Annotated in this window: 16 protein-coding genes; 4 read left to right on the plus strand and 12 right to left on the minus strand. The window is 63.8% G+C overall.

What is annotated here, in order from left to right:
* Positions 1-390 precede the first annotated feature (390 nt).
* A complete protein-coding gene (locus JKL45_RS19935; protein ID WP_201863330.1) occupies positions 391-942 on the plus strand; it encodes a hypothetical protein in 552 nt (183 codons plus the stop codon).
* A 76-nt stretch (positions 943-1,018) separates the two neighbouring features.
* On the opposite strand, the gene JKL45_RS19940 is transcribed toward JKL45_RS19935, so the two are convergent.
* A complete protein-coding gene (locus tag JKL45_RS19940) occupies positions 1,019-1,210 on the minus strand; it encodes a con-10 family general stress protein (protein WP_009494027.1) in 192 nt (63 codons plus the stop codon).
* Between the two features lie 427 nt (positions 1,211-1,637).
* On the opposite strand from JKL45_RS19940, the gene JKL45_RS19945 reads away from it, so the two are divergent.
* On the plus strand, positions 1,638-2,057 hold the full coding sequence (locus JKL45_RS19945) for an HIT family protein (RefSeq protein WP_201863331.1): 420 nt from the start codon (positions 1,638-1,640) through the stop codon (positions 2,055-2,057).
* A gap of 51 nt (positions 2,058-2,108) precedes the next feature.
* On the opposite strand, the gene glpK is transcribed toward JKL45_RS19945, so the two are convergent.
* The 3 genes from glpK to JKL45_RS19960 all read right to left on the minus strand — a co-directional run bounded on the left by glpK (position 2,109) and on the right by JKL45_RS19960 (position 6,442).
* The gene (gene glpK / locus JKL45_RS19950) at positions 2,109-3,605 is read right to left on the minus strand and encodes a glycerol kinase GlpK (RefSeq protein WP_201863332.1); all 1,497 of its coding nucleotides are present in this window, start codon (positions 3,603-3,605) and stop codon (positions 2,109-2,111) included.
* Positions 3,606-3,629: 24 nt separating this feature from the next.
* The gene (gene glpD / locus JKL45_RS19955) at positions 3,630-5,150 is read right to left on the minus strand and encodes a glycerol-3-phosphate dehydrogenase (RefSeq protein WP_201863333.1); all 1,521 of its coding nucleotides are present in this window, start codon (positions 5,148-5,150) and stop codon (positions 3,630-3,632) included.
* Between the two features lie 89 nt (positions 5,151-5,239).
* Positions 5,240-6,442 (minus strand): MFS transporter, encoded by a 1,203-nt coding sequence (locus tag JKL45_RS19960; protein ID WP_201863334.1) that lies wholly within the window; start codon positions 6,440-6,442, stop codon positions 5,240-5,242.
* Between the two features lie 268 nt (positions 6,443-6,710).
* Here JKL45_RS19960 and JKL45_RS19965 point away from each other — a divergent pair, with 268 nt between their 5' ends.
* Positions 6,711-8,225: a DEAD/DEAH box helicase gene (locus JKL45_RS19965; protein WP_201863335.1), complete on the plus strand. Its 1,515-nt coding sequence runs from the start codon at positions 6,711-6,713 to the stop codon at positions 8,223-8,225.
* 108 nt (positions 8,226-8,333) lie between these two features.
* On the plus strand, positions 8,334-9,578 hold the full coding sequence (locus tag JKL45_RS19970) for a DUF763 domain-containing protein (RefSeq protein ID WP_201863336.1): 1,245 nt from the start codon (positions 8,334-8,336) through the stop codon (positions 9,576-9,578).
* Here the strand turns inward: JKL45_RS19970 and JKL45_RS19975 are convergent.
* The 8 genes from JKL45_RS19975 to JKL45_RS20010 all read right to left on the minus strand — a co-directional run bounded on the left by JKL45_RS19975 (position 9,575) and on the right by JKL45_RS20010 (position 20,913).
* Positions 9,575-10,522, minus strand: coding sequence for an acetamidase/formamidase family protein (locus tag JKL45_RS19975; protein WP_201863337.1), 948 nt, complete (start codon positions 10,520-10,522; stop codon positions 9,575-9,577). The two genes, JKL45_RS19970 and JKL45_RS19975, sit on opposite strands and share 4 nt — an antisense overlap.
* A gap of 73 nt (positions 10,523-10,595) precedes the next feature.
* Positions 10,596-11,759: an ABC transporter permease gene (locus JKL45_RS19980; protein ID WP_201863338.1), complete on the minus strand. Its 1,164-nt coding sequence runs from the start codon at positions 11,757-11,759 to the stop codon at positions 10,596-10,598.
* On the minus strand, positions 11,756-12,775 hold the full coding sequence (locus JKL45_RS19985) for an ABC transporter permease (protein ID WP_201863339.1): 1,020 nt from the start codon (positions 12,773-12,775) through the stop codon (positions 11,756-11,758). Before JKL45_RS19985 ends, JKL45_RS19980 begins: the two co-directional genes overlap by 4 nt.
* Complete coding sequence (locus JKL45_RS19990; protein WP_201863340.1) at positions 12,772-14,685, minus strand: ABC transporter substrate-binding protein; 1,914 nt, start codon at positions 14,683-14,685, stop codon at positions 12,772-12,774. The genes JKL45_RS19985 and JKL45_RS19990 overlap by 4 nt, the downstream gene beginning before the upstream one ends.
* Positions 14,682-16,547 carry an ABC transporter ATP-binding protein gene (locus JKL45_RS19995; protein WP_201863341.1) on the minus strand — a complete coding sequence of 622 codons (1,866 nt, stop codon included), beginning with the start codon at positions 16,545-16,547 and terminating at the stop codon, positions 14,682-14,684. Before JKL45_RS19995 ends, JKL45_RS19990 begins: the two co-directional genes overlap by 4 nt.
* A 30-nt stretch (positions 16,548-16,577) precedes the next feature.
* On the minus strand, positions 16,578-18,518 hold the full coding sequence (locus JKL45_RS20000; RefSeq protein ID WP_201863342.1) for a glycosyltransferase: 1,941 nt from the start codon (positions 18,516-18,518) through the stop codon (positions 16,578-16,580).
* Positions 18,515-19,645: a glycosyltransferase family 4 protein gene (locus JKL45_RS20005; RefSeq protein WP_312896995.1), complete on the minus strand. Its 1,131-nt coding sequence runs from the start codon at positions 19,643-19,645 to the stop codon at positions 18,515-18,517. Before JKL45_RS20005 ends, JKL45_RS20000 begins: the two co-directional genes overlap by 4 nt.
* A complete protein-coding gene (locus tag JKL45_RS20010; RefSeq protein ID WP_201863343.1) occupies positions 19,642-20,913 on the minus strand; it encodes a glycosyltransferase family 4 protein in 1,272 nt (423 codons plus the stop codon). Before JKL45_RS20010 ends, JKL45_RS20005 begins: the two co-directional genes overlap by 4 nt.
* Positions 20,914-20,916: the final 3 nt, after the last annotated feature.

Consider the following 20,916-nt stretch of genomic DNA (forward strand, 5'->3'; position numbering starts at 1 on the left):
CCAAGGAAACTCAAAAAATCTTTCGCCTCTTTCAGCGCGATCTTCCGCGGCGATCCAGACCTGTTGACGCACAAGGAACCGGGGTTCGAGGCATACGTTGCCGTAAGCAGGATGCGGAGGAAACCATGACTGCGACGAACGAACTGGATGCCGTCTTATGCCAGGAAGAACTGCCGGATGAGTTCTCCAGGCTGACTTCAAGCTCTCCATCCAGGGACAAGCTGTCGGTAGCCTCCATGCTCAGCGGCATGATTTCCGTCTGTCACCAGGACGATGTGACCTGTCCCCTGATGCTGAGGCGTCATCTCGTTGTCCCCGCTTGGCCGCATGTGGTGCCGACCGGGGTTAGTTCAGGCATCTGAACGATCAGCAGTTCTAAGGTTTTCCTTTATGGTTGAAGTATCGTCCATCCCGTTTGCCGCCGGTCCCGTGGCGGTTCTGCTCCACCCGAGCGTCGTTCCGGTCATCGATGTGTTCCGCTCGCTGAATCGCCTCGAGGACCATTACGACTTGGCCATGCTCGATGGACCTGAGCAGGCGCTGTCGACCTATACCCAGGCCGAAACTGCAAAAGGAATTGTCTCGGACGCGCTCCTTCTCGCCTTTGCGCTCACCCGGCAGCGTGGACGATCGTTCATCCACAGGCCAGTTGGCTCCAGGCATGGAAGCCTGGACGAGTATTCTCTCCTAACCCTGATTGGCGCCTCACGCGATCCGTCCTCGGAGGTGGCGCTCGAGGCTGCTCGTTATCTCGACATCGTGTCGCTCGATTTCATGGCGGCCCTGGCAGGAGATCTGGTGCGGCAGATCGATCTCGGTGCCGTGGCGTTCGAAGTTCCGGGGCTTTCCGAATTCCGAGCCATCACAGGCATTGGAGAAGTTGAAGAAGTTCTCGTGGAGACAGCTTTGACGCGTGCTGAATTCAGCTTCAGACATCAGTAAATAATTGTTTCAATTGATCAATAAAAGTAAAGGGGCCGCTGAGCGGCCCCTTTGATGATTTCAGCTGATGAAAGCGTTATTCCTGATTGCCACGGGTGTTGCCCGAGGCCTGACCGCCTTTGCGGCCAGCTTCCGAGGCGAGTTCACGGTCCTGTGAGAAAGACCGCTTCTCGGCGGGAACGCTCTTGCCGCCTTTGCTGGCGATTTCACGCTGCCGGTCGGAATCCATCGACGCGAAGCCACGCTTCGAGGTCGAACCACCTGCCATTTATGCCTCCTAATCGAGTGGTGTTCGTGCATCATCAACCGCTCGCTGAATCGATGGTTCCGGTTAGGAAGGGCCAACCTTTGCAAAAAATTTTGCGAAATAATTCCGGCCTCACGAATTGGCCTGCTTGCGGCAAATGTTGGGCCTCTGGAAACAAGGCAACATCTTGTCGATAGGAATAAGAGCTAAGAAGGTGCTTGCCCCGATACAGGTGGGGAAACGCATCTATATTTGCCAATAGATGGGTGATCGAAGGTAAGTCATAGAAGATCGTCTGCTCGAGCCCAAACCGCGGCACGAATTCGAATCGTCCTGGAATTCATGATTGTGCGGGTGGGGGAGTGGCGATCTGGTTGCCTGCCCCGGTATAAGAGACAGGGCGCTGCTCCGAGCGCTCTGAAGAAACGGCGAAGAATTAGAGGACGGGATGAGCTACGACGACAAAAACGTGTTCGCGAAGATCCTTCGCGGCGAGCTGCCGTGCCACAAGGTCTACGAGACGGACCGGGTCCTGGCCTTCATGGATGTTATGCCCCGCGGCGACGGGCATGTTCTGGTCATCCCCAAGGTGAAAGCGCGTAACATCCTCGACATTCAGCCGGACGATCTCGCGGAGCTCGCGAAGGCGGTGCAGGTCGTCGGCAGGGGGACCAAGGCTGCGCTCTCGGCCGATGGGCTGACGGTCCAGCAATTCAACGAGAGCGCAGGCGGGCAGGTGGTGTTCCACATCCACTTCCACGTCATCCCCCGCTTCGAGGGCGTGGCGCTGAAGCCCCATACGGGCCAGATGGAGAAGCCGGACGTGCTCGCAGCAATGGCTGAGAAGATCCGCGCGGCCCTGGCTTGAGCCTCATGCCATGAGCGGCAGGTTGGACCTGCCGCTTCGTTTTCGGGAATTTCAGTCTGCCCAGTCGAGGGAGCGTGACACAGCCTTGTTCCAGAGGGCGTTCAGGCGCTCCCGGCGGGAGGCCTCCATAGCCGGGGTCCAGCGCTTGTCCACGGCCCAGTTGCGCACCAGCTCGTCCGTTCCGCTCCAGAAACCCGTCGCCAGACCCGCCGCGTAGGCGGCACCGAGAGCCGTGGTCTCGATCACTTTCGGGCGCACCACCGGCACATCGAGAATGTCCGCCTGGAACTGCATCAGCAGCTCGTTGACGACCATGCCCCCGTCCGTGCGCAGCTCCGTTGCGGTGATGTCCGTATCCTTGGTCATGGCGTCCAGCACCTCGCGGGTCTGGAAGGCCGTAGCCTCGAGCGCCGCGCGGGCGATGTGCGCCTTGGTGGCGTAGCGCGTCAGACCCCCGATGAGGCCGCGGGCATGGGAATTCCAGTGCGGGGCATAGAGGCCGGAGAAGGCCGGCACGATGGTCACGCCGCCATTGTCCTCGACACTGCGGGCGAGGGTCTCAATGTCGGGGCTCTTCTCGATCATGCCGAGATTGTCACGAAGCCACTGCACGAGGGCGCCGGCAATCGCGATCGAGCCCTCCAGGGCATAGACGGTTTTTGCCTGGCCGAAGCGGTAGCCCACTGTGGTGAGCAGGCCGCATTTCGACGGGTAGGGGGTCTCGCCGGTGTTCATGAGCATGAAGCACCCGGTGCCGTAGGTATTCTTGGCCTCGCCCTGCTTAAAACAGGCCTGTCCCACCAGCGCCGCCTGCTGGTCGCCGAGAATGCCGGCAATCGGCACGCCGGCCAGATTGTCGGTTGCCTCACCATAAACCTCGCTCGACGAGCGGATCTGCGGCAGGCAGGCGCGCGGAATGTTGAAGAGGCTCAGGATCTCATCGTCCCACTCGAGGCTCGCCAGGTTCATGAGCTGTGTGCGGCTGGCATTGGTCACGTCGGTGATGTGGCAGCCGCCATTTACGCCGCCGGTCAGGTTCCAGACCAGCCAGGTGTCGATGTTGCCGAACAGCACGTCCCCGGCCTGCGCCTTCTCGCGGGCGCCCGGTACGTTGTCGAGGAGCCAGCGCAGCTTGAGGCCGGAGAAATAGCTCGCCAGCGGCAGGCCGGTCTTCTCGCGCAGGCGGTCGTTGCCGCCGTCACGGGCGAACTCTTCGACAATCGCATCGACTCGGGTGTCCTGCCAGACAAGCGCGTTATGAAGCGGCTTGCCGGTGCGCCTGTCCCAGATCAGCGTCGTCTCGCGCTGGTTGGTGATGCCGATGGCGGCAAGGTCCTGGGGTTTCAGCCCCTTCTTCGCCAAGGCTTCCTGGATCACGGCCTGCGTGTTGCGCCAGATCTCGAGCGGATCGTGCTCCACATGGCCGGGCCTGGGGTAGATCTGCTCGTGCTCCTTCTGCCCGACCGAGACGATGCTCCCGGCCTTGTCGAACACGATGAAGCGCGAGCTGGTCGTGCCCTGATCGATGGCACCGACGTACTGAGCCATGACGTTCCCCGAATTTGCCCCGAATTATTGAGCCGCGACGGCCGCGGTTTTTGTTCTGGCCAAATAGGCATCGATCTTGGCCGGAGCGTCAACCGGCACATGCAGACCGAGCTTGGAGCGGCGCCAGAGGATGTCCTCGGCGGTGCGCGCCCATTCGCGGCGCACCAGGTAATCGACTTCCGCGGCGGTCAGCCCGGCGCCGAAATCCTCGCCGAGATCGGCCATCGACTTGGCGGAGCCCAGAAGCTCCTCGATCCGCGTGCCGTAGGCGCGGGCGAGGCGATGGGCGAGGTGTTCCGGCAGGAAGGGCCAGCGCTGGCGCATGGTGGCGAAGAAGCGGTCGAAATCGGCGTCCGGCATGTCACCGCCGGGCATCTTGGCCTTCTCGGTCCAGGACGGCTTCATGTTGGGGAAGTAGGATTTCAGCTCCTCGAGAGCGTGCTCGGAGAGCTTGCGGAAGGTGGTGATCTTGCCGCCGAAAATCGACAGCACCGGCGCCTGGCCCTGCGGCGCGTCCATGTCGAACACGTAGTCTCGGGTGACCGCCGAGGCATTGCTCGAGCCGTCATCGAAGAGCGGGCGCACGCCGGAATAGGTCCATACCACTTCGGCCGGGGTGACCTCGCGCTTGAAGAAGTGGTTCACCACATTGCAGAGATACTGAATCTCGTCCTGGGTGATCTCCACCTTCTTGTCCGGCACGGATTCGACCGGGATGTCGGTGGTGCCGATGAGGGTGAACTTCTCCTGATACGGAATGGCGAACACGATCCGCTTGTCTGTGTTCTGGAGAATGAACGCTTCCTTGGTGTCGAAGAGCTTCGGCACCACGATGTGGCTGCCCTTCACGAGGCGGACGTTCTTGGTGGTGTTGAGGCCCAGCTTGGCGTTGAGCACGTCGGCCACGAAGGGGCCGCCGGCATTGACGATGACCTTGGCGCGCACCTCTTCCGTCTCGCCGGTCTCCACGTTCTGGAGGGTGGCGACCCAGGTCTGGCCGTCGCGGCGGGCCGTGGTGAGCTTGGTGCGCACCCGGATGTCGGCGCCCTTCTCGAATGCGTCGATGGCATTGAGGGCCACCATGCGGCTGTCCTCGACCCAGCAGTCGGAATAGACGAAGGCCGTGTCGAAGCCGGGCTTGAGGGCTTGGCCAGCGGGATGCCGGGTGAGCTTGATGCCTTCCGTGCCCGGCAGCTTCTTGCGGGGTGCGAGGTGGTCGTACATGAATAGGCCCAGGCGCACGAACCAGGCCGGGCGGATGCCCTTCTCATGAGGCAGGATGAAGCGCAGAGGCCAGATGATGTGAGGGGCGGATTCCAGCAGCCGCTCGCGCTCGAACAGGGCCTCCCGAACCAGCCGGAACTCGTAATACTCAAGGTAGCGCAGACCGCCGTGGATCAGCTTGGTGGAGGCGGAAGAAGTGTAGCCGGCCAGATCGCCCTGCTCGCAGAGCACCACCGAAAGGCCCCGGCCCACGGCATCGCGCGCGATGCCGGCGCCGTTGATGCCGCCGCCTACAATCAGAAGATCTGTCACTGTCGTCACGGAATGCGTCTTTCCTTCATGCCGGGCCGTCCCGGTGCCCTGCAGATGGTTTCTTTAGCCGCCTAAGGCAAGCGAATTCTTGAACTTGTTCAAGGCTCCTTCACCAGGGCGAGGTTTAGCACGAACGCCACCAGGGAAGACGCCGCCATGCCCAGGCACAGGATGATCACGGCATCGTAGCTGCCCCACCAGGCCCAGAGGGCGCCGAAGGCAAAGGGTGCGATGGCCATGGTGATCCGGACCGGCATGGCGATCATGCCCTGGATCGCGCCGTAATCCTCACGCCCGAACAGTTCCGGCGGGAGCAGGGCTCTGACGATGGTCAGCATCCCGTTGGAGCCGCCATAGAGAGCGGCGAAAACGAAAATCAGCCATGATCCCGTGGTGATGAACGGGAGCAGCAGGAAGCCGAGGGTGCTCATGGCCATGGTCACGACCCCGATGCCCTTGAGGCTCATGGCCCGCTCTCCGAAACCGGTCAGGAACCGTGCGGCTACCTGGGCAGGTCCGATCACCGTGTATGCGGCCACGGCTGCCTCGATGGAAAATCCCCGCTCGAGGAGGATCGGGATCAGGTGAACGGGGATCCCGACCGAGATGATCCCCTGGAGAACACTGGTGATTACGAAGAGCCAGAAGGCAGGCTTTGCGAGAACGCGACGCGGGTTCGAGGTCGAGGGAGCGACGGTGCGGCTCTCATCCCGATGAGTCGGCTTTTCAGGAGCGGCCGGAATGCCTGTGGCATGAAGAATGGCGCAGATGCCGATGTTCAGGGCTGCCATCACGAGGATCGTGTCGCGCCAGCCATAGCGGTCGATGAGCACGTGGAGGAGCGGGATGAACACCGTGCTGGCGAACCCGGCCACGAGGGTGATGATGGTGATGCCTCGACGGGCCAGAAGGCCGAGGTTCAGGGCGAGAACCGCGAAGCCCGCCTCGTAGAAGAGGGCGCTCGTGGCAGCGCCCAGGCCGACCCAGATCAGCAGGAAGACGGGATAGCTGTCCGTATAGGCCCAAAGGGCGAGGAGGAGGGCGGCCAGCACCGAGCCCCCGGTCATCACGGCCCGCCCGTAGCCTCGGTCGATCAGCCGCCCGACCGGCACGGCGAAGAAGGCGGAGGAAATGAGGGCGAGCGAGAAGGCGGCGGTCAGGGCGGTCTTCGACCACCCGAGATCCTGCTCCATGGGTTCGATGAGGAGCGCAAAGGCATAGAACAGCGTCCCGTAGGAGATCAGATGGGTGATCGAAAGGGTCGAGACGATGCGCCAGGACATGGAGCCGGAGGGTGACATTCCTGCTTTATGTCAGGCCTGGCGGTTGACGGATAGGTTTTTAGCCCCCATATGCACAGCAGGCGACGGCGCTCGATCATCGAGCAGCTTGAGCGGAACTGCGTGACGGATATTCGCATGAGCGAAGACCCCGGTTCCCTTCTTCAATCGCTCCATCATAAGACGGCCCCATCACGCGGGCTGTTTCCCAAAGAGCCCTGAAGCGCCTTTGCTTTATGAAGCCGAACCTGCTTTCCGGCTCACTGTATCCGTTCGAAAGACACCTCCTTTGACACTTTTTACCGATTTCGGATTGGCCCAGCCGATCCTGAAGGCTTTGACTGCCGAGGGCTATGAGAAGCCCACGCCGATCCAGGCCCAGACCATTCCGTACGCCATGGAAGGTCGCGACGTATGCGGTATCGCCCAGACCGGCACCGGCAAGACGGCTGCCTTCGCGCTGCCGATCCTGCACCGCCTGTCCGAGAGCCCGAAGCCGCGTAAGCCGAAGAGCCCCCGCGTGCTCGTGCTCAGCCCGACCCGTGAGCTGGCGAGCCAGATCGCCGACAGCTTCAAGGCCTATGGCCGCAACCTTCGTCTCACCACCGAGGTGGTGTTCGGCGGCGTCACCATCTCCCGCCAGGAGAAGGCGCTGATCAACGGCGTCGACGTGCTCGTCGCCACGCCCGGCCGCTTGATCGACCTCATCGACCGCAGGGCCCTGTCCTTGCGCGACATCGAGATCCTCGTCCTCGACGAGGCCGACCAGATGCTCGACCTCGGCTTCATCCATGCGTTGAGGCGCATCGTGACCTTGCTGCCGAAGGAGCGCCAGAGCCTGTTCTTCTCGGCCACCATGCCGAAGACGATCTCCACGCTCGCCGAGTCATTCCTGCGCAACCCCGCTCATGTGGCCGTCACCCCGGTGGCGACCACTGCCGAGCGCGTGGAGCAGAGCGTGATCTTCGTGCAGACCGGCCGCAAGCAGGTCCTGCTCGAAACGCTCCTGCGCGATCCCAGCATCGACCGCGTTCTCGTCTTCACCCGCACCAAGCACGGGGCGGACAAGGTGGTGCGCGGCCTCGACAAGGCCGGCATCGCGGGCGCCGCCATTCACGGCAACAAATCCCAGCCGCAGCGCGAGCGTGCGCTCGCAGGGTTCCGCGACGGCTCGTGCCGTGTTCTGGTGGCAACCGACATCGCGGCCCGCGGCATCGACGTCGATGGCGTGTCCCACGTCATCAACTACGACCTGCCGAATGTGCCGGAATCCTATGTTCACCGCATCGGCCGCACGGCCCGCGCAGGCGCTACCGGTTCCGCCATCTCGTTCTGCAACGACGAGGAAAAGGCTTATCTCAAGGACATCGAGAAGCTGACCCGCCTCAAGGTGCCGGTCATGCCGCTGCCGGAGGGTCTTCCCGCTGGTTCTGCCGTGTCCGAGGCTTCCGAGCCGCGCCGCGAGCAGTCCGGGCGCAACGGTCAGCCGCGGGGCCGCGCCGCTCCTCATGCCCGTGGGCATCAGGGCCATGGCCAGCCGCGCAGCGCCGATCCGAATGCCGACCGGGGGCCGAAGCGTCGTCGCGGTCGCGGTGGCAAGCCTGCGGGCAACGGTCAGCCGCAGGGCGGCCAGCCTGCTGGTAACCAGCAGCGTCCTGCACAAGGACAGCGTCCGGCTCAGGGGCAACGGCCTGCGCAGGGCCAACGGCCCGCACAAGCAAAGCCCGCCGGGCAGCGCTCAGAAGGGCGCCGCGGCGATGGTGCCCAGGTGGCCTGGCTCGAAAAGAGCCCCCGCCGTCGCTAAGACAGTTTAAGGCGCCTTCGGGCGCCTTTTTCTTGCGCCATGGTCCGCCGCGTTGGTTCATGGCATGAACCCTGCTGTTACATTCAGGCTTCGAGGAGAGAACATCCGATGGCCAAGCGCGCCGGAAGCGCCGATCTGCCGCTCCATTCCGGCCACGTGCCGAAATGGCTGGCGGATCGCATGACGCGTCTCGGCGGCGTGATGTCTGAGGCCATCGTGCACCATTACGGGCGCGACGAACTGCTGCGCCGGCTTGCCCATCCGTTCTGGTTCCAGTCTTTCGGTGCCGTGATGGGCATGGACTGGCACTCCTCCGGCATCACCACCAGCGTCACCGGGGCTTTGAAGCGCGGGCTCACGCCGCTGTCGAAGGAACTCGGCATTCATGTCTGCGGCGGACGCGGAAAGCACTCGCGGCAAACGCCGCACGAGCTGGTCGCCATCGGTGAGCGAGTCGGATTCGACGGCGCCGCTCTTGCGAATGCCAGCCGCCTCGTGGCCAAGGTCGACAGCGCGGCGATCCAGGACGGGTTCGACCTCTACCTTCATGGCTTCATCGTCACTGATGACGGAAAATGGGCGGTGGTCCAGCAGGGGATGAACGACACGTCCCGGCTGGCACGCCGGTACCATTGGCTGTCCGAAGATTTGAAGAGCTTCGTCGACGAGCCGCATACGGCCATCGACGGCAAAGGGCAGGGCACCATCGTCAATCTCACCGACCGCCGGGCAGCCGCCTCACGGAAGGCGCAGATCGATCTCTTGAGCTCGCTGGGACCTGACAACATCGCCCGCAAGTTCCTGGCCCTCGAAGGGCGCGAAGCGGCCCCGGCCGCGAGCCCGCAGCCCCTGCTGCCGCATCTGGTGATGCCCGAGCATCACGATGTGCGAGCAAAGGACGTGCTGCTGCGCCGCCTCCACGGAACCCTCGCCGCTGCAGCGGATCGCGGGCCGGAGGATTTCCCCGACCTCCTGATGACACCAGGCGTGGGCCCGCGCACCGTGCAGGCACTTGCCATGGTGGCGGAAGTCGTACACGGCACGCCCTGCCGTTTCAGCGACCCGGCCCGCTTTTCCTTTGCCCATGGCGGCAAGGACCGGCACCCATATCCGGTGCCTGTGCGGGTCTATGACGAGACGATCCGCGTGCTGAAATCGGCCGTCCAGAAGGCGAAGCTCGGTCAGCAGGAGGAGCTTTTCGCATTGAAACGGCTCGACGATCAGGCTCGCGCGCTCGAGCGGCATGCCACCGGCCCCGATGTGGAGGACCACATCAGGCAGGAGCGGGCGAAATCCCATGCCTATGGCGGTCGCTCCATCTTCGGCGAGGAGCCGCCACCTGAGAATGTTTAGCGCTGCGCCTTCTGCAGCAGGCTCTTGTCGAGCATCACGTGGACGCCCTTGTTGCCGTTGACCACCTGGGTGATGCGCAGGTCCGCCGCGAGGCTGCACAGGGCATAGGCCTCAGCCTTGGTGATGCCGGCGCGGGCGACGATCAGGTCGATCATGGAGCGCAGCGCGATGACCACGCAGTCGTCGAGGTCGGGATCGAACGCCATGGTCATGACATGGGTCGGCGTCTCGGCCATGGGCCAGGTGAGGTTCATATCCTCGCGCAGGTGCAGCTCGAAGGTGCCGATGAGGCCGGTCTCGATAGCCGTGACACAGACCTCGCCGTCGCCCTGAACGCCATGCCCGTCGCCAACGGAGAACAGGGCGCCGTCCACATGGATCGGCAAGTAGAGCGTGGTGCCGGCCACCAGCTCCTTGTTATCGAGATTGCCGCCATTGCGTCGGGGGGGCAGGGTGCTGAGTGCACCCCAAGAGACCGGCGGCGCCACGGCCATCACGCCGAAGAACGGCTTCAGGGGCAGTTCCAATCCCCAGGGCAGCTTGCCCGTCATCCGCTCGCGGTCGAGCGGAAGCGTCATGAAGTGGATCTCATCGAAGTCGTCGGGCAGGGCGCCTTTCTGCGGGGCGGAATAGGTGAAGCCCCAGTCGTAATGCAGCTGGATGTCCTTGATGCGGACTTCGAGCACCTGACCGGCCTTGGCGCCTCGCACGGCGACAGGGCCTGTGCAGATGTGGCCCGGCAACTTTGGCTTGTGAGCCGCATGAATGTCCGACAGCGCCTGAGGGATGACGAAGGGCGCCTTCGGCATCGCCTCGGGACCGCCCGACACGGTCGAGATCGTGACGGTGTCGCCTGAGTCCACCGTGAGAAGCGGGGGAATGCCCGCATCGAAATAGCCCCAGTGAACACTCTCCGGGGATGCATCAATCCGGTATTCGGCCACGAAACACCTCTGCCATCGTCATTGATGCAGGATGTCTCGCATTCCCTCGCTTCCAGGACAACAGGCTTCGCGTCTAATGATACGGATCGGCCGCGTCGCGCAGGCCATCGCCCATGAAGTTGAAGGCGAGCACGACGATCACCACCGGGGCCATCGGGAACAGAAGCCAGGGGTGCAGCTGCACGGCCGCGAGGTTCTGCGCCTCGTTGAGCAACACGCCCCAACTCGTCACCGGCGGCCGCAGGCCCAATCCTAAGAAGGAGAGGGCGGTCTCGCCGAGGATCATGGACGGGATCGAGAGCGTTGCCGAGGCGATCAGGTGGCTCATGAAGTTGGGGATGAGGTGGCGCGCGATCACGCGCTGCTTGGAGGCGCCCATCAGCTCCGCGGCCTTCACGAAATCCTCCTCGCGCAGGGACAGCAGCTTGGAACGTACTGCGCGGGCGAGGCCCGGCCAGTCGAGGAGGCCGAGGATGATCGTGATGCCGAAGAACACGAGGATCGGACTCCAGTTCGGCGGCAGGGCTGCGGAGAGGGCGAGCCATAGAGGCAGCTCCGGCAGGGAGCGCAGGATCTCGATCGTGCGCTGGATCACGTGATCGACCCAGCCGCCGAGATAGCCGGCAAGGCCGCCGAAGAAGAGGCCTAAGGTGAACGAGACCGCGATGCCCACGATGCCGATGGTGAGCGAGATGCGCGCGCCATAGATGATGCGCGAGAGAAGGTCTCGCCCGAGCCTGTCCGTGCCGAGCAGGAACATCGTTCCGTTCTCCGGCGGACAGACCAGGTGGAAATTCGTCTGCCACATCCCCCAGAACTCGTAGTCGTCGCCCCGGCAGAGGAAGCGGATCGGCTGCGGCCTTGAGCTATCGACCGTGTAGACGCGGCGGAAGTTCTCCAGATCGAAGCTATAGGTATAGGGATAGACGAAGGGACGCATAAGCTGCCCCTCGTGCATCAGGTGAATTCCCTGCGGTGGCGCATAGAGGAAATCGCCGTGCCGCTTGGTCTGGTTGTAGGGCGCGATCACCTCGACGAAGGGCACGATGGCATAGAAGGCGAGGAGCACGAAGGCGGCGGCGAGCGCCACCTTGTGCCGCCGAAACTTCCACCACATCAGCTGCCATGACGAGGCGCGGTAGAAGCTTTCGCTCTGCGCGCCCACGGGCTCCGTGGCGCCCGGATCGAAGGGCGCGGGATCGACATAGTGTCGCTTCGACGTGATGGCCGTGTTCATCGTGCGCCTCCCATGCGGATGCGCGGATCGAGCCACGCCAGAAGGAGGTCGGAGACCAGCATGCCGGCGACGGTGAGCACGGCGACGAACATGAGGATGAAGCCTGCCAGGAACTGATCTTGGCTCTTCAACGCGCTGAGCAGGATCGGCCCCACTGTCGGCAGGCTCAGGACCAGCGATACCAGCACCGAGCCCGAGACAAGCTGTGGCAGGAGATTGCCGATATCGGCGATGAACGGGTTGAGCGACATGCGGAAGGGATATTTGAGCAGGGCCTTGGTGGGGCCGAGACCCTTTGCCTTCGCGGTCACGTAATACTGCTTGCCCAGCTCATCGAGGAGGTTCGCGCGCATGCGCCGGATCATGGCGGCGGTTCCGCCGAGCCCGATGACGACCGTGGGAACCACGAGATGTGAGAGGAGGGACTGGACCTTGGCCCAGGTCCACGATTCGCCCGCATATTGCGGATCGTAGAGGCCGCCGATGGAGATGCCGAACCAGCGGTTCATGTAATAGAGAAGGATCAGCGCGAGCAGGAAGCTTGGGGTTGCAAGGCCGATATAGCCGATGAAGGTGGCGATGTAGTCGCCGACGGAATATTGCCGCGTGGCCGAATAGATGGCGATCGGAATCGCGATCAGGTGGATGAAGATCACCACGGCGAAGTTGACGAGGAGCGTCAGCCACAGGGCATCGCCCACCACGTCCACCACAGGCTTGTCGTATTCGAAGGACCAGCCCCAGTCGCCCTGCAGCAGGCCGGAAAAGCCGTTCGGGCCCGGCATCACGCCGAGCCAAACCAGGTATTGCTGCCAGGCCGGCTTATCGAGCCCGTATTGCCGGATGAGGAATTCGGCCTTGGCGATAGAGGCGGATTCGCCTTGCGCACGCAGTTCCGCGATCTGGTTGGTCAGGAAGTCGCCCGGCGGCAGCTTGATGATGAAGAACACCAGGGCCGAGATGATCAGCAGGGTCACCGCCATGGTGACGGTGCGACGCAACAGGAAGCGGATCATCGACGGGCCTCTTTGCCGGCGGCTTTGTTCCAGTGGATTTCATCCAGCCGGTAGATCCCGAGCATCGCAGTCGGCTCCCAGCTGTAGAGCGCTTTGGCGGGAAGTCCCTGAAGGCCGTTTCGCACCACGATGGGCTGCAGGGCGCCGGCAATGGTGCCGATGGTCCACTGGTTTTCGACGTGATTCTTCAGCATCTCGTGCCAGGCTGCCCTCTGTACCTGCCGGTCTCCGGTGTTCATCCAAGTCTCGTATGACTTGAGAAGGTGCTCCGCCTCCGGAATGTCGACCGCCTCTCCCATCTTGCCTTGGGTCTCGATATATTGTCCCCATTTCGGCCAGGCGTAGTTGTCCTGGCGCATGGGTGCGAGTTCGGTGGGCGGCATGAGGGCGGTGGGGATTGCATTGTCGAGGCCGGGGGCAGCCACCATTACGGTCAGTCCCGCATAGGAGCGGTTGCGCAGAACCGTCCGGTCCTGCGGCTTCACGAAAAGCCGCACGCCGATCTCGCGCCAGAACTCGCCGATGAGGGTGAGCCCATCCACCACGAGGCTGCTCTCACCGTCGGTCTCGACGATGACCTCCAGCTCGCGCCCGTCCGGCAGCAGGCGGATGCCTGCGCCGTTGCGCTTGGTGAGGCCGATTTCGTCGAGGAGGCGCGAGGCCTGATTGGGATCGTAGGTGGCGTGCTGCGTCCGCAGCTCCGGCATGAAGAGCGGGCTTTCCGCCACGATGGTGTTGTTGCCCTCGACGCCGAGCCCGAAGAGCAGCGCGTTATTGAGCGTCTTGCGATCAATCCCGAGCGACAGGGCGCGCCGGAAGCGGATGTCCCGGTTGAGCTGGCGCCAGACCGGATCTACCGTGTTGAGGTTGGGATAGAGCGCGAGCTCCGTGCCGCGAGCGTAGGGCCAGAGGAGAGTCGTGTAGCCCTTCGCCTTCTCGCCCTGCTTCAGCACGGGAATGTCGCCCATGTTCAGGCCGCGGAACAGCAGATCCTCCTCGCCCGCATTGGCCTTGGCCGCGAAGAGCCCGCTGGCGGACACGTCCATGATGATCCGGTCGACGTAAGGCAGCTGCCGCCCCTCGGCATCGACGCGGTGGTAGTAGGGATTGCGCTCGAAGATGAAGCGGTTCGCCGGCGCCGCATTCATGACGCGCCACGGCATGAGGGTCGGCAGGGCCGGATTGGTCTGCTCCTTCATGTCGTCCATACGGTTGTGGAGCGCCGCCCAGGATTTCAGCTTCTGCTGCTTGGCCTTCTCCTCAAGAGAGGCCTTGTCTGCGTACTTGGCGTGGAACTGCTTGAGATAGGCGGAGGCCCGGTAGATGCCGGGATCGAGCGGACCCGCGAGCTGCGGCAGGAAGCGCGGATTGGGCTTGTCCCAGCTGTAGCGCAATGTGCGCTCGTCGAGCACCTCGAAGCGGGGAGGCTTTCCGTCCACCAGCATGAACTCGGGCGGACCGGCGGGCGAGAGATCCAGATTGTGCGCCACATCCTCCCAGTAGTAGCGGAAGTCCTCAGCCGTGAAGGGCGACCCGTCGGACCAGCGGTGGCCTGCGCGCAGGGTAAAGGTGAACACCCGGTCGCCGTCGTTCTCGAGCTTTTCCAGGAGGTCGGGCTGGAGGTCCAGGTTCCGGTCGTAGCCCACGAGGCGCGTATAGGTGAAGGTCGAGATGTAGCGGATATCCCGTGGGCGCGGCACGAGGGTGACCATATCGCCGCCGTACTGGCCGGATGAGCCGACCACGATGGGTGTCTTCGGAAGCCGTTCAGCCATGGGCGGGAGCTTCTTGTCCTGCGGCAGGTCGGCGAAGAAGGGCGGTTCCTTGTAGTCCTGGCCTGCGGCAGGCAGGGCGAGCGATCCGAGCGCCAGGCCTAATGCGAGCGTGGTCTTGCGGATACTGAGCATCATGCAGCCTCCCGGGCTGTCAGGCGCCCCATGCGGACCTTATGGCCGGGCTCGATTTCCTTCATGACCCCGAACTCGCCCGGCTCGATGCGGAAGGGCTCCGGCCACGCGGAGGGCTGCGAGAAGCCGCCCGTGCGCAGCTTGGTGAAATCCAGAGGCCGGTCGATGTCCGGATCCGGCACGGCCGCGAGCAGTGCCTGAGTATAGGGGTGAACCGGATTGCGGAACAGTGACGATTTCGGAGCTTCCTCGACGATGTAACCCCGGCACATCACCGCGATGGTATCGGCGATGTAATCCACCACAGCGAGGTTGTGCGACACGAACAGGTACGAGAGGCCGAGCGCCGCCTGCAGATCCTTGAGCAGGTTCAGCACCTGCGCCTGCACCGACACGTCGAGGGCAGAGACCGGTTCGTCGCAGAGCAGGACGCGCGGTTCGAGCGCGAGCGCCCGCGCGATCCCGAGACGCTGGCGCTGGCCGCCGGAGAAGGAATGCGGGTAGCGCCGCAGCGCCCCTTGATCCAGCCCCACCATCTCGAGAAGATGCTTCACGCGCTCGTAGCGCTCGTCCGAGGTGCCGATGTCGTGAATGCGCAGGGGCTCGGTAAGCAACTCATAGACCGTCATGCGCGGATTGAGGGACGAGAACGGGTCCTGGAAGATGAACTGCACCGAACGGCGATAGGTGGTCAGCGCCTCGCCTTCGAGCTTGTGCACATCCTTGGGACCGGTGCCGTCGTCGAACAGAACCTTTCCGGAATTGGGCGGGATCGCCCGCATGATCATCTTGGACACGGTGGTCTTGCCGCAACCGGATTCACCCACAAGTCCCAGGGTCTTGCCCGCCGGAAGGGAGAGGTCCACTTCGCTGACGGCGCGGATCTCCCGCGCCTTGCCGGAGAACCAGCCGGACCGGAGCGTGAAGGATTTCGTGAGGCGCTCCACCTTCAGGATCGGGCCCGCCGGTTGAACGCGCTGCGGCGCATCGGCGGTTGCAAGGCTCGCGCTTTTCACCTCGCGGATCGGCGTCAGGCGCTCGTTCTCCGCCATGGCGAAGCGCGGCACCGCACGCATGAGCGCCTGTAGATACGGATGCTGGGCATTGCGGAAGATCTCCTCCCGCGAGCCGGCCTCCATGATCCGCCCGCGATACATGACCACCACCTCGTCGGCCACGTTGGCCACCACGCCGAGATCGTGGGTGATGAGGAGCACCGACATGCCCGTTTCGACCTGCAATTCCTTGATGAGGTCGAGGATCTGCGCCTGCGTCGTGACGTCTAGCGCCGTCGTCGGCTCGTCGGCGATCAGGAGGGCCGGCCGCGTGATGAGCGCCATGGCGATCATGGCGCGCTGGCGCAAACCGCCGGAGAGTTCGAACGGGTAGGTTCTGAGCGCCCGCTTCGGGTCGGGAAAGCCGACCCTGTTCAGCACGTCCATGGTCCGCTGGTTGGCCGTGGCCTGATCTACGTCCGCGTGGATCATCAGGGCTTCGGAGATCTGGTCGCCAATGGTGTGGAGCGGCGACAGGGAGGTCATCGGCTCCTGAAAGATCATGGCGATGCGTCCGCCGCGTAAGCTATGCATGGCATCGCTTTCAGCCGGCAGCGCCGCGATATCGATGCTCCCCTCGGTCGAAGGGTCGTTGAAGAGCAGCGACCCGTTCGTGATCCTGGCCTTCTTCGACAGGATCTGGAGGATGGCCTGCGCGGTCACCGACTTGCCGGAACCGGACTCGCCGACAAGCGCCACGGTCTTGCCCTTCGGAATGTCGAAGGTCACTCCATCGACAGCCCGGAAGTTCCCGGCGTCGGTGCTGAAGTCGACCGTCAACTGACGAACCGACAGGATGGGCGCTTCCATATGCTCCTCCAAGTCTACGAGCATAACGCTTCAGATCCCATTAGATCGCAAATGTGACCCTGTTTCTATTCCGAAACATGCATCAGGCGGAAGGAAATAGATGTCTCGTTCGGCGAGGTGCGCGATAAGCCTTTCGGATAACACCCAGATGACTTCATCATGAACGAGATGATGCGTCAGGAGCCCGATGGGCTCATCCCGGTCGGCCGCGCCGGCGATGCGCCGCTCGATGGCTCCTGCGAGGCCGGCAACGATCTGCCGTGGCTCAACCGCACTGCGGGCGCCACGCCAGTCGATGGGATCCAGATGGGTGTTGATCTGGAGAAGCCCTGGAGCGGGGGAAGCTACGCGCCGATCGGTGAACGTGGACAATGCACTGAACCCCAGGCGCGGCAGGTTCGGGATCAACTCGCTGGAGATCCGGTTCCAGGGCGGCACGAAGACCGGCAGCAGCTTCGCTCCAAGATGCGCGCTCGCCGTCCGCAGAGCACGCTGTGCTTCCGCCGCCATGGTCTCCACCGGGCGATGGGCGCCGAACTCCGCCTTCTTGGCCTCCGGAGGGGCATGGTTGGCGTGGCTCCAGCCATGCACGAGAGCAAACGCCGAGGTTTCATCCGACAACCGCAAGGCCAGGGACGTTTGAAGGCCCTCCGGTATGACAGCGAGGCCGATCCCGGCATTGTAGCGGCGGGCCAGCGTGAGAAGGCGGTCGAGGGCAGGGGTGTCGGCGACCGCGTCATCATCCCGCCACCAGACACGAACCGTGTAGCCCCCATCCCTGGCCCGCTCCAAGGCGGTGTTCAGAGGCGACCAGTCGATGGTCGGATGCAGGGCGGGCTTGGGGGCAATCAAGCTTTCCGCGATGGCGACGCTTTGCCGTGCTCCATTGATGGCGACGGCAGGGGGTGAAGATGAGAGCTGTGTCAGCCCTTGGCGGATCGCCTCCGCCAGGTGCACTCCGGACAGCTCACCCTCCGGGACGATGTTGGCGAGTCCCATGCTCTTCAGGCGCTCGGCCCGCAGGCGCTGCTCCGTCTCGTGGCCCGCCTCGAAGGGAACGAGAACCGACCGCACGCCGCAGCGCAGAAGGTCCACCACCGTGTTGTAACCGGCCTGGCTGACCGAGATCTCGGCGCGGGCGAGCAGCGCCCGGAAGTCAGGTCTCACCCGTTCGATGACGGCATGGGCCGGAGCATTGTTTCGAAGCGTTTGAAAATTCTCTTCCGATACTCCTCGCCCGATGAGGATGTGCCAAGGGCGATCAGCGATGAGGGGCGCGGCGTCGAGAGCGGCACGGTAGAGCGGCAGGCTCGCGGCGCTCGATCCACCTGAGACGACGATGCCGTGCCGGTGACCTTGCGGAACTGGATCCTCATTCTCGTCCACGTAGCCGGTGTAGCGGATGAGCGGCCTGATCTTCTCATCCAGCGGCCATGAGGCCTCCAGGGGCACGAGGTCGGGATCGCCGTGGACGAGAACGGTATCGTAGTGGCGAAGGATACGCTCATGCGCCTCCGTAATGCGCTCCGCCTTTGCAGGGGCCACGAGAATGTCGCGGATCGAGGATAGGACGAGCGGGCGCGGGTTCAGGGCATGAGCAGCCTCGACCAGCGCCATGAACTCGCCCGCCAGCACGCGGCGCCCGAACGGGAATAGTTCGGTGATCAGGATGTCGGGCCGGGTGCTGCGAAGCGTATCGAGCAGGATCGCCTGGCGCTGTTCGAGATAGGCCGCATCGACCGGCTGAAAGCTCTCGTCGAGAAGCGTCCTGAAATCAGTCCCGATGGTGCGCACCGGCGGCAGCTGAACCAACTTCGCTCCGCCGAGATCCGCCAGTCGGGCTGGGGTTCCTCCCGAAACGAGAATCGTCTCATGTCCCTTGCGGGCGAAGGCACGCGCCAGGGCTGCCGCCCGCGTCAGGTGGCCTGCGCCCAGCAGATGCGTGACGGCGATCAACACGCGCAATGTCATGCTCCCACTCGAGCTGTGAGCGGTTCGAGCGCATTGCGCAATCGCAAAGCGGCATGATCGAGGTCGCGCTCCTGGCGCACGAAGCGCTGGGCATTGGTCCCTAGGCTCCGGAGGAGGTCTCGATCCTGCAGGAGGTTGCTTAAGCCATCGGCAAAAGCCGCGATGTCGCCGGGGTGTGTCAGCATGCCGGTTTCGCCATGCTTCACCACGCTGGCCACCCCGCCATAGGCTCCGGCGAGCACCGGGCAGCCTAGCGCCTGAGCCTCCAGCAGCACCATGCCGTAGGCCTCGTTGACGGCGGGCCAGACGAAGAGGTCGGCGCTTTCATAAAGCGCTCTCAGATCGGTCCGGTTCTCGATCCGGCCGTGATAGCGCACTCGGCTAGCGAGTGACGAGAAAAGCTCGGCGATGTCTTCATTGGCCTCGCCATCTCCAACGATGTCGAGCGACCAGGGCAGATGCTGGATCCGTTCGAGAGCGGCGGCGAGAATGCTGTACGAGGCGAGCTTGTCGCCCTTTCGCATCATGGCAACGGTGAGCAGGCGCGGTTCGCTGCCGGGCGAGGGGAGAGCGCTCGGTGCTGGCCAATCCTGCACGTCGAGAAACGGCGGAAAATCGACCAAAACCTGATGCGGTGGCCGTGCCGCTTCCAAGGCCTCACGGTCATGGGCCGTCATGACGAAGATCGCATCGGCCTTGTCGAGAGCAGTCTCCGCTCCCTTATGCCCCAGAGCCCAGGATCCGTGCGCCCGCTTTGCAGCCCGCGAACCTTCCGCAACGGCATAGGGAATGTTCAGGGCCTGAGCCACACAGGGGCCGATCCAGTCCGGTGCCTTGTAGTAAACGTGGTAGGTGAACCACAGGCGGGGGCGGCTATGCTCCGGCAGAGCCTTGTAGTGCTCGATGAGGCGTGAGGCCTCCTCGAGCGATCGCTGCCTGATATGTTCCTGCTGCAGCGGATCGCCTGTCTTGTCGAGGGTGCGCAACTCGCTCGCAAGATATGGCGCGTAGCCTGCCCGGTCGAGGGCCTTCATCAGCAGTCGCGCCATGGTGCGGTCGCCCGATGGAAGCGGATGGTTCGGGCTCTTCAACGGGGCGTAGAACGCCACTGGCCGCGTGTGGGTCACACCCGCTCCGGTTCTCTGTGCGGATTGTCGGTCACAGTGCGCAGGCGCTCTTCCAGAACGTCGATCCCACCCTCCATGGAAAAATCCCGGCGCAGGCGCGTGAAGGCTGCGGAGCCGAGAATCCGCCGCCGTTCAGGCTCGCGGGCAAGCAGGTTGAGGGCGTTGGAGAGGGCCTCCCAATCGCCCGGTGCCACCAACTCCCCCTCGGTGCCGCTGCGGATGAATTCCGGGATCCCGGCGAAGTCCGTCGCCACGATGGCAAGCCCCTGGCTTGCCGCTTCCATGATCACATTCGGCAGGCCGTCCCGGTCGCCGGACTTTGCCTCCTTGGACGGCAGGACGAAGAGATCCGCCTCTTGAAGGAGATTGATGATGTCGGGCTGCGCTTTGGAACCGAGAAACGCCACCTTGCTGCCGATGCCGGCTTGCTCGGCCTGCTTCTTGAGACTGTTGAGAAGTTCGCCGCCGCCCACATGGGCAAAGCGCCAGTGCAGATCGGGCGGGAGCGCGGCGAGCGCCTGGATCAGGTCGCCGTAGCCCTTCTTGGCCACGGCCCGCCCGACGGAGACGATGCGCACCGGATCGAGCGGGTCCGAGCCGTCGCGGGCAGGGCGGCTCACGGGCGGTGACGGAAAGCGCGAGAGATCGAGCCCGTGATAGACGAGCGACACCTGCTCCGGCCTCGACAGCGATTGCAGATGGGCTGCTCCTTGGGCCGTGCAGGTCACGCCCCAGCGGGCCTCGGCCATCTTCTCACGCTTCTCCCAATCCGGCGTCGTCCAGATGTCCTTGGCATGGGCCGAGAAGGTCCAGGTCCGGCCGGTCAGGAGCGCCGCATAGCGGACGACTGAGGCGGGCGTGTGCAGGTAATGCACATGCAGGTGCCGCACGTCCGCCGGCAGCTCCCGGGCCATCGCGAAGGCCTGGCCGAGGCGGCGCACGCGGTTGGCGGTGAAATCGCGCCTCAGATCGCGCCAGAATGCCTTGATCGTGGCCGCGAAACCTTTCTGGCCCAGGCTCCAGGCAGCGCCGCGCAGCACGCGAAGGGGCTCTTCATATAGATATTCCGGCAGATAGCTGACCTTCGCTTGAATCGCCTTATGCATCGGATGCACGGCCCGCTCTGTCGGGTGCCGAAGCGACCAGATCTGGAGGTCGAGGCCGCGCTGCTCGAGAGCCAGGATCTCCTGGGCGATGAAGGTTTCAGAAAGGCGTGGATAACCGTTCACCACGATGGCGATGCGTCGGGCTGTCGTTGAGGGAAGCATTCT

The sequence above is a fragment of the Microvirga soli genome (genome assembly GCF_016734765.1).
Taxonomy (GTDB): Bacteria; Pseudomonadota; Alphaproteobacteria; order Rhizobiales; family Beijerinckiaceae; genus Microvirga; species Microvirga soli.

Excerpts from the sequence above, each read along its gene's own strand:
- JKL45_RS20000 (WP_201863342.1), bottom strand. The coding sequence starts at position 18,518 with ATGACATTGCGCGTGTTGATCGCCGTCACGCATCTGCTGGGCGCAGGC.
- JKL45_RS19990 (WP_201863340.1), bottom strand. The coding sequence starts at position 14,685 with ATGATGCTCAGTATCCGCAAGACCACGCTCGCATTAGGCCTGGCGCTC.
- JKL45_RS19980 (WP_201863338.1), bottom strand. The coding sequence starts at position 11,759 with ATGAACACGGCCATCACGTCGAAGCGACACTATGTCGATCCCGCGCCC.
- JKL45_RS19960 (WP_201863334.1), bottom strand. The coding sequence starts at position 6,442 with ATGTCACCCTCCGGCTCCATGTCCTGGCGCATCGTCTCGACCCTTTCG.
- JKL45_RS19945 (WP_201863331.1), top strand. The coding sequence starts at position 1,638 with ATGAGCTACGACGACAAAAACGTGTTCGCGAAGATCCTTCGCGGCGAG.
- JKL45_RS19935 (WP_201863330.1), top strand. The coding sequence starts at position 391 with ATGGTTGAAGTATCGTCCATCCCGTTTGCCGCCGGTCCCGTGGCGGTT.
- JKL45_RS19985 (WP_201863339.1), bottom strand. The coding sequence starts at position 12,775 with ATGATCCGCTTCCTGTTGCGTCGCACCGTCACCATGGCGGTGACCCTG.
- JKL45_RS19970 (WP_201863336.1), top strand. The coding sequence starts at position 8,334 with ATGGCCAAGCGCGCCGGAAGCGCCGATCTGCCGCTCCATTCCGGCCAC.
- glpK (WP_201863332.1), bottom strand. The coding sequence starts at position 3,605 with ATGGCTCAGTACGTCGGTGCCATCGATCAGGGCACGACCAGCTCGCGC.
- JKL45_RS20010 (WP_201863343.1), bottom strand. The coding sequence starts at position 20,913 with ATGCTTCCCTCAACGACAGCCCGACGCATCGCCATCGTGGTGAACGGT.
- JKL45_RS19995 (WP_201863341.1), bottom strand. The coding sequence starts at position 16,547 with ATGGAAGCGCCCATCCTGTCGGTTCGTCAGTTGACGGTCGACTTCAGC.
- JKL45_RS19940 (WP_009494027.1), bottom strand. The coding sequence starts at position 1,210 with ATGGCAGGTGGTTCGACCTCGAAGCGTGGCTTCGCGTCGATGGATTCC.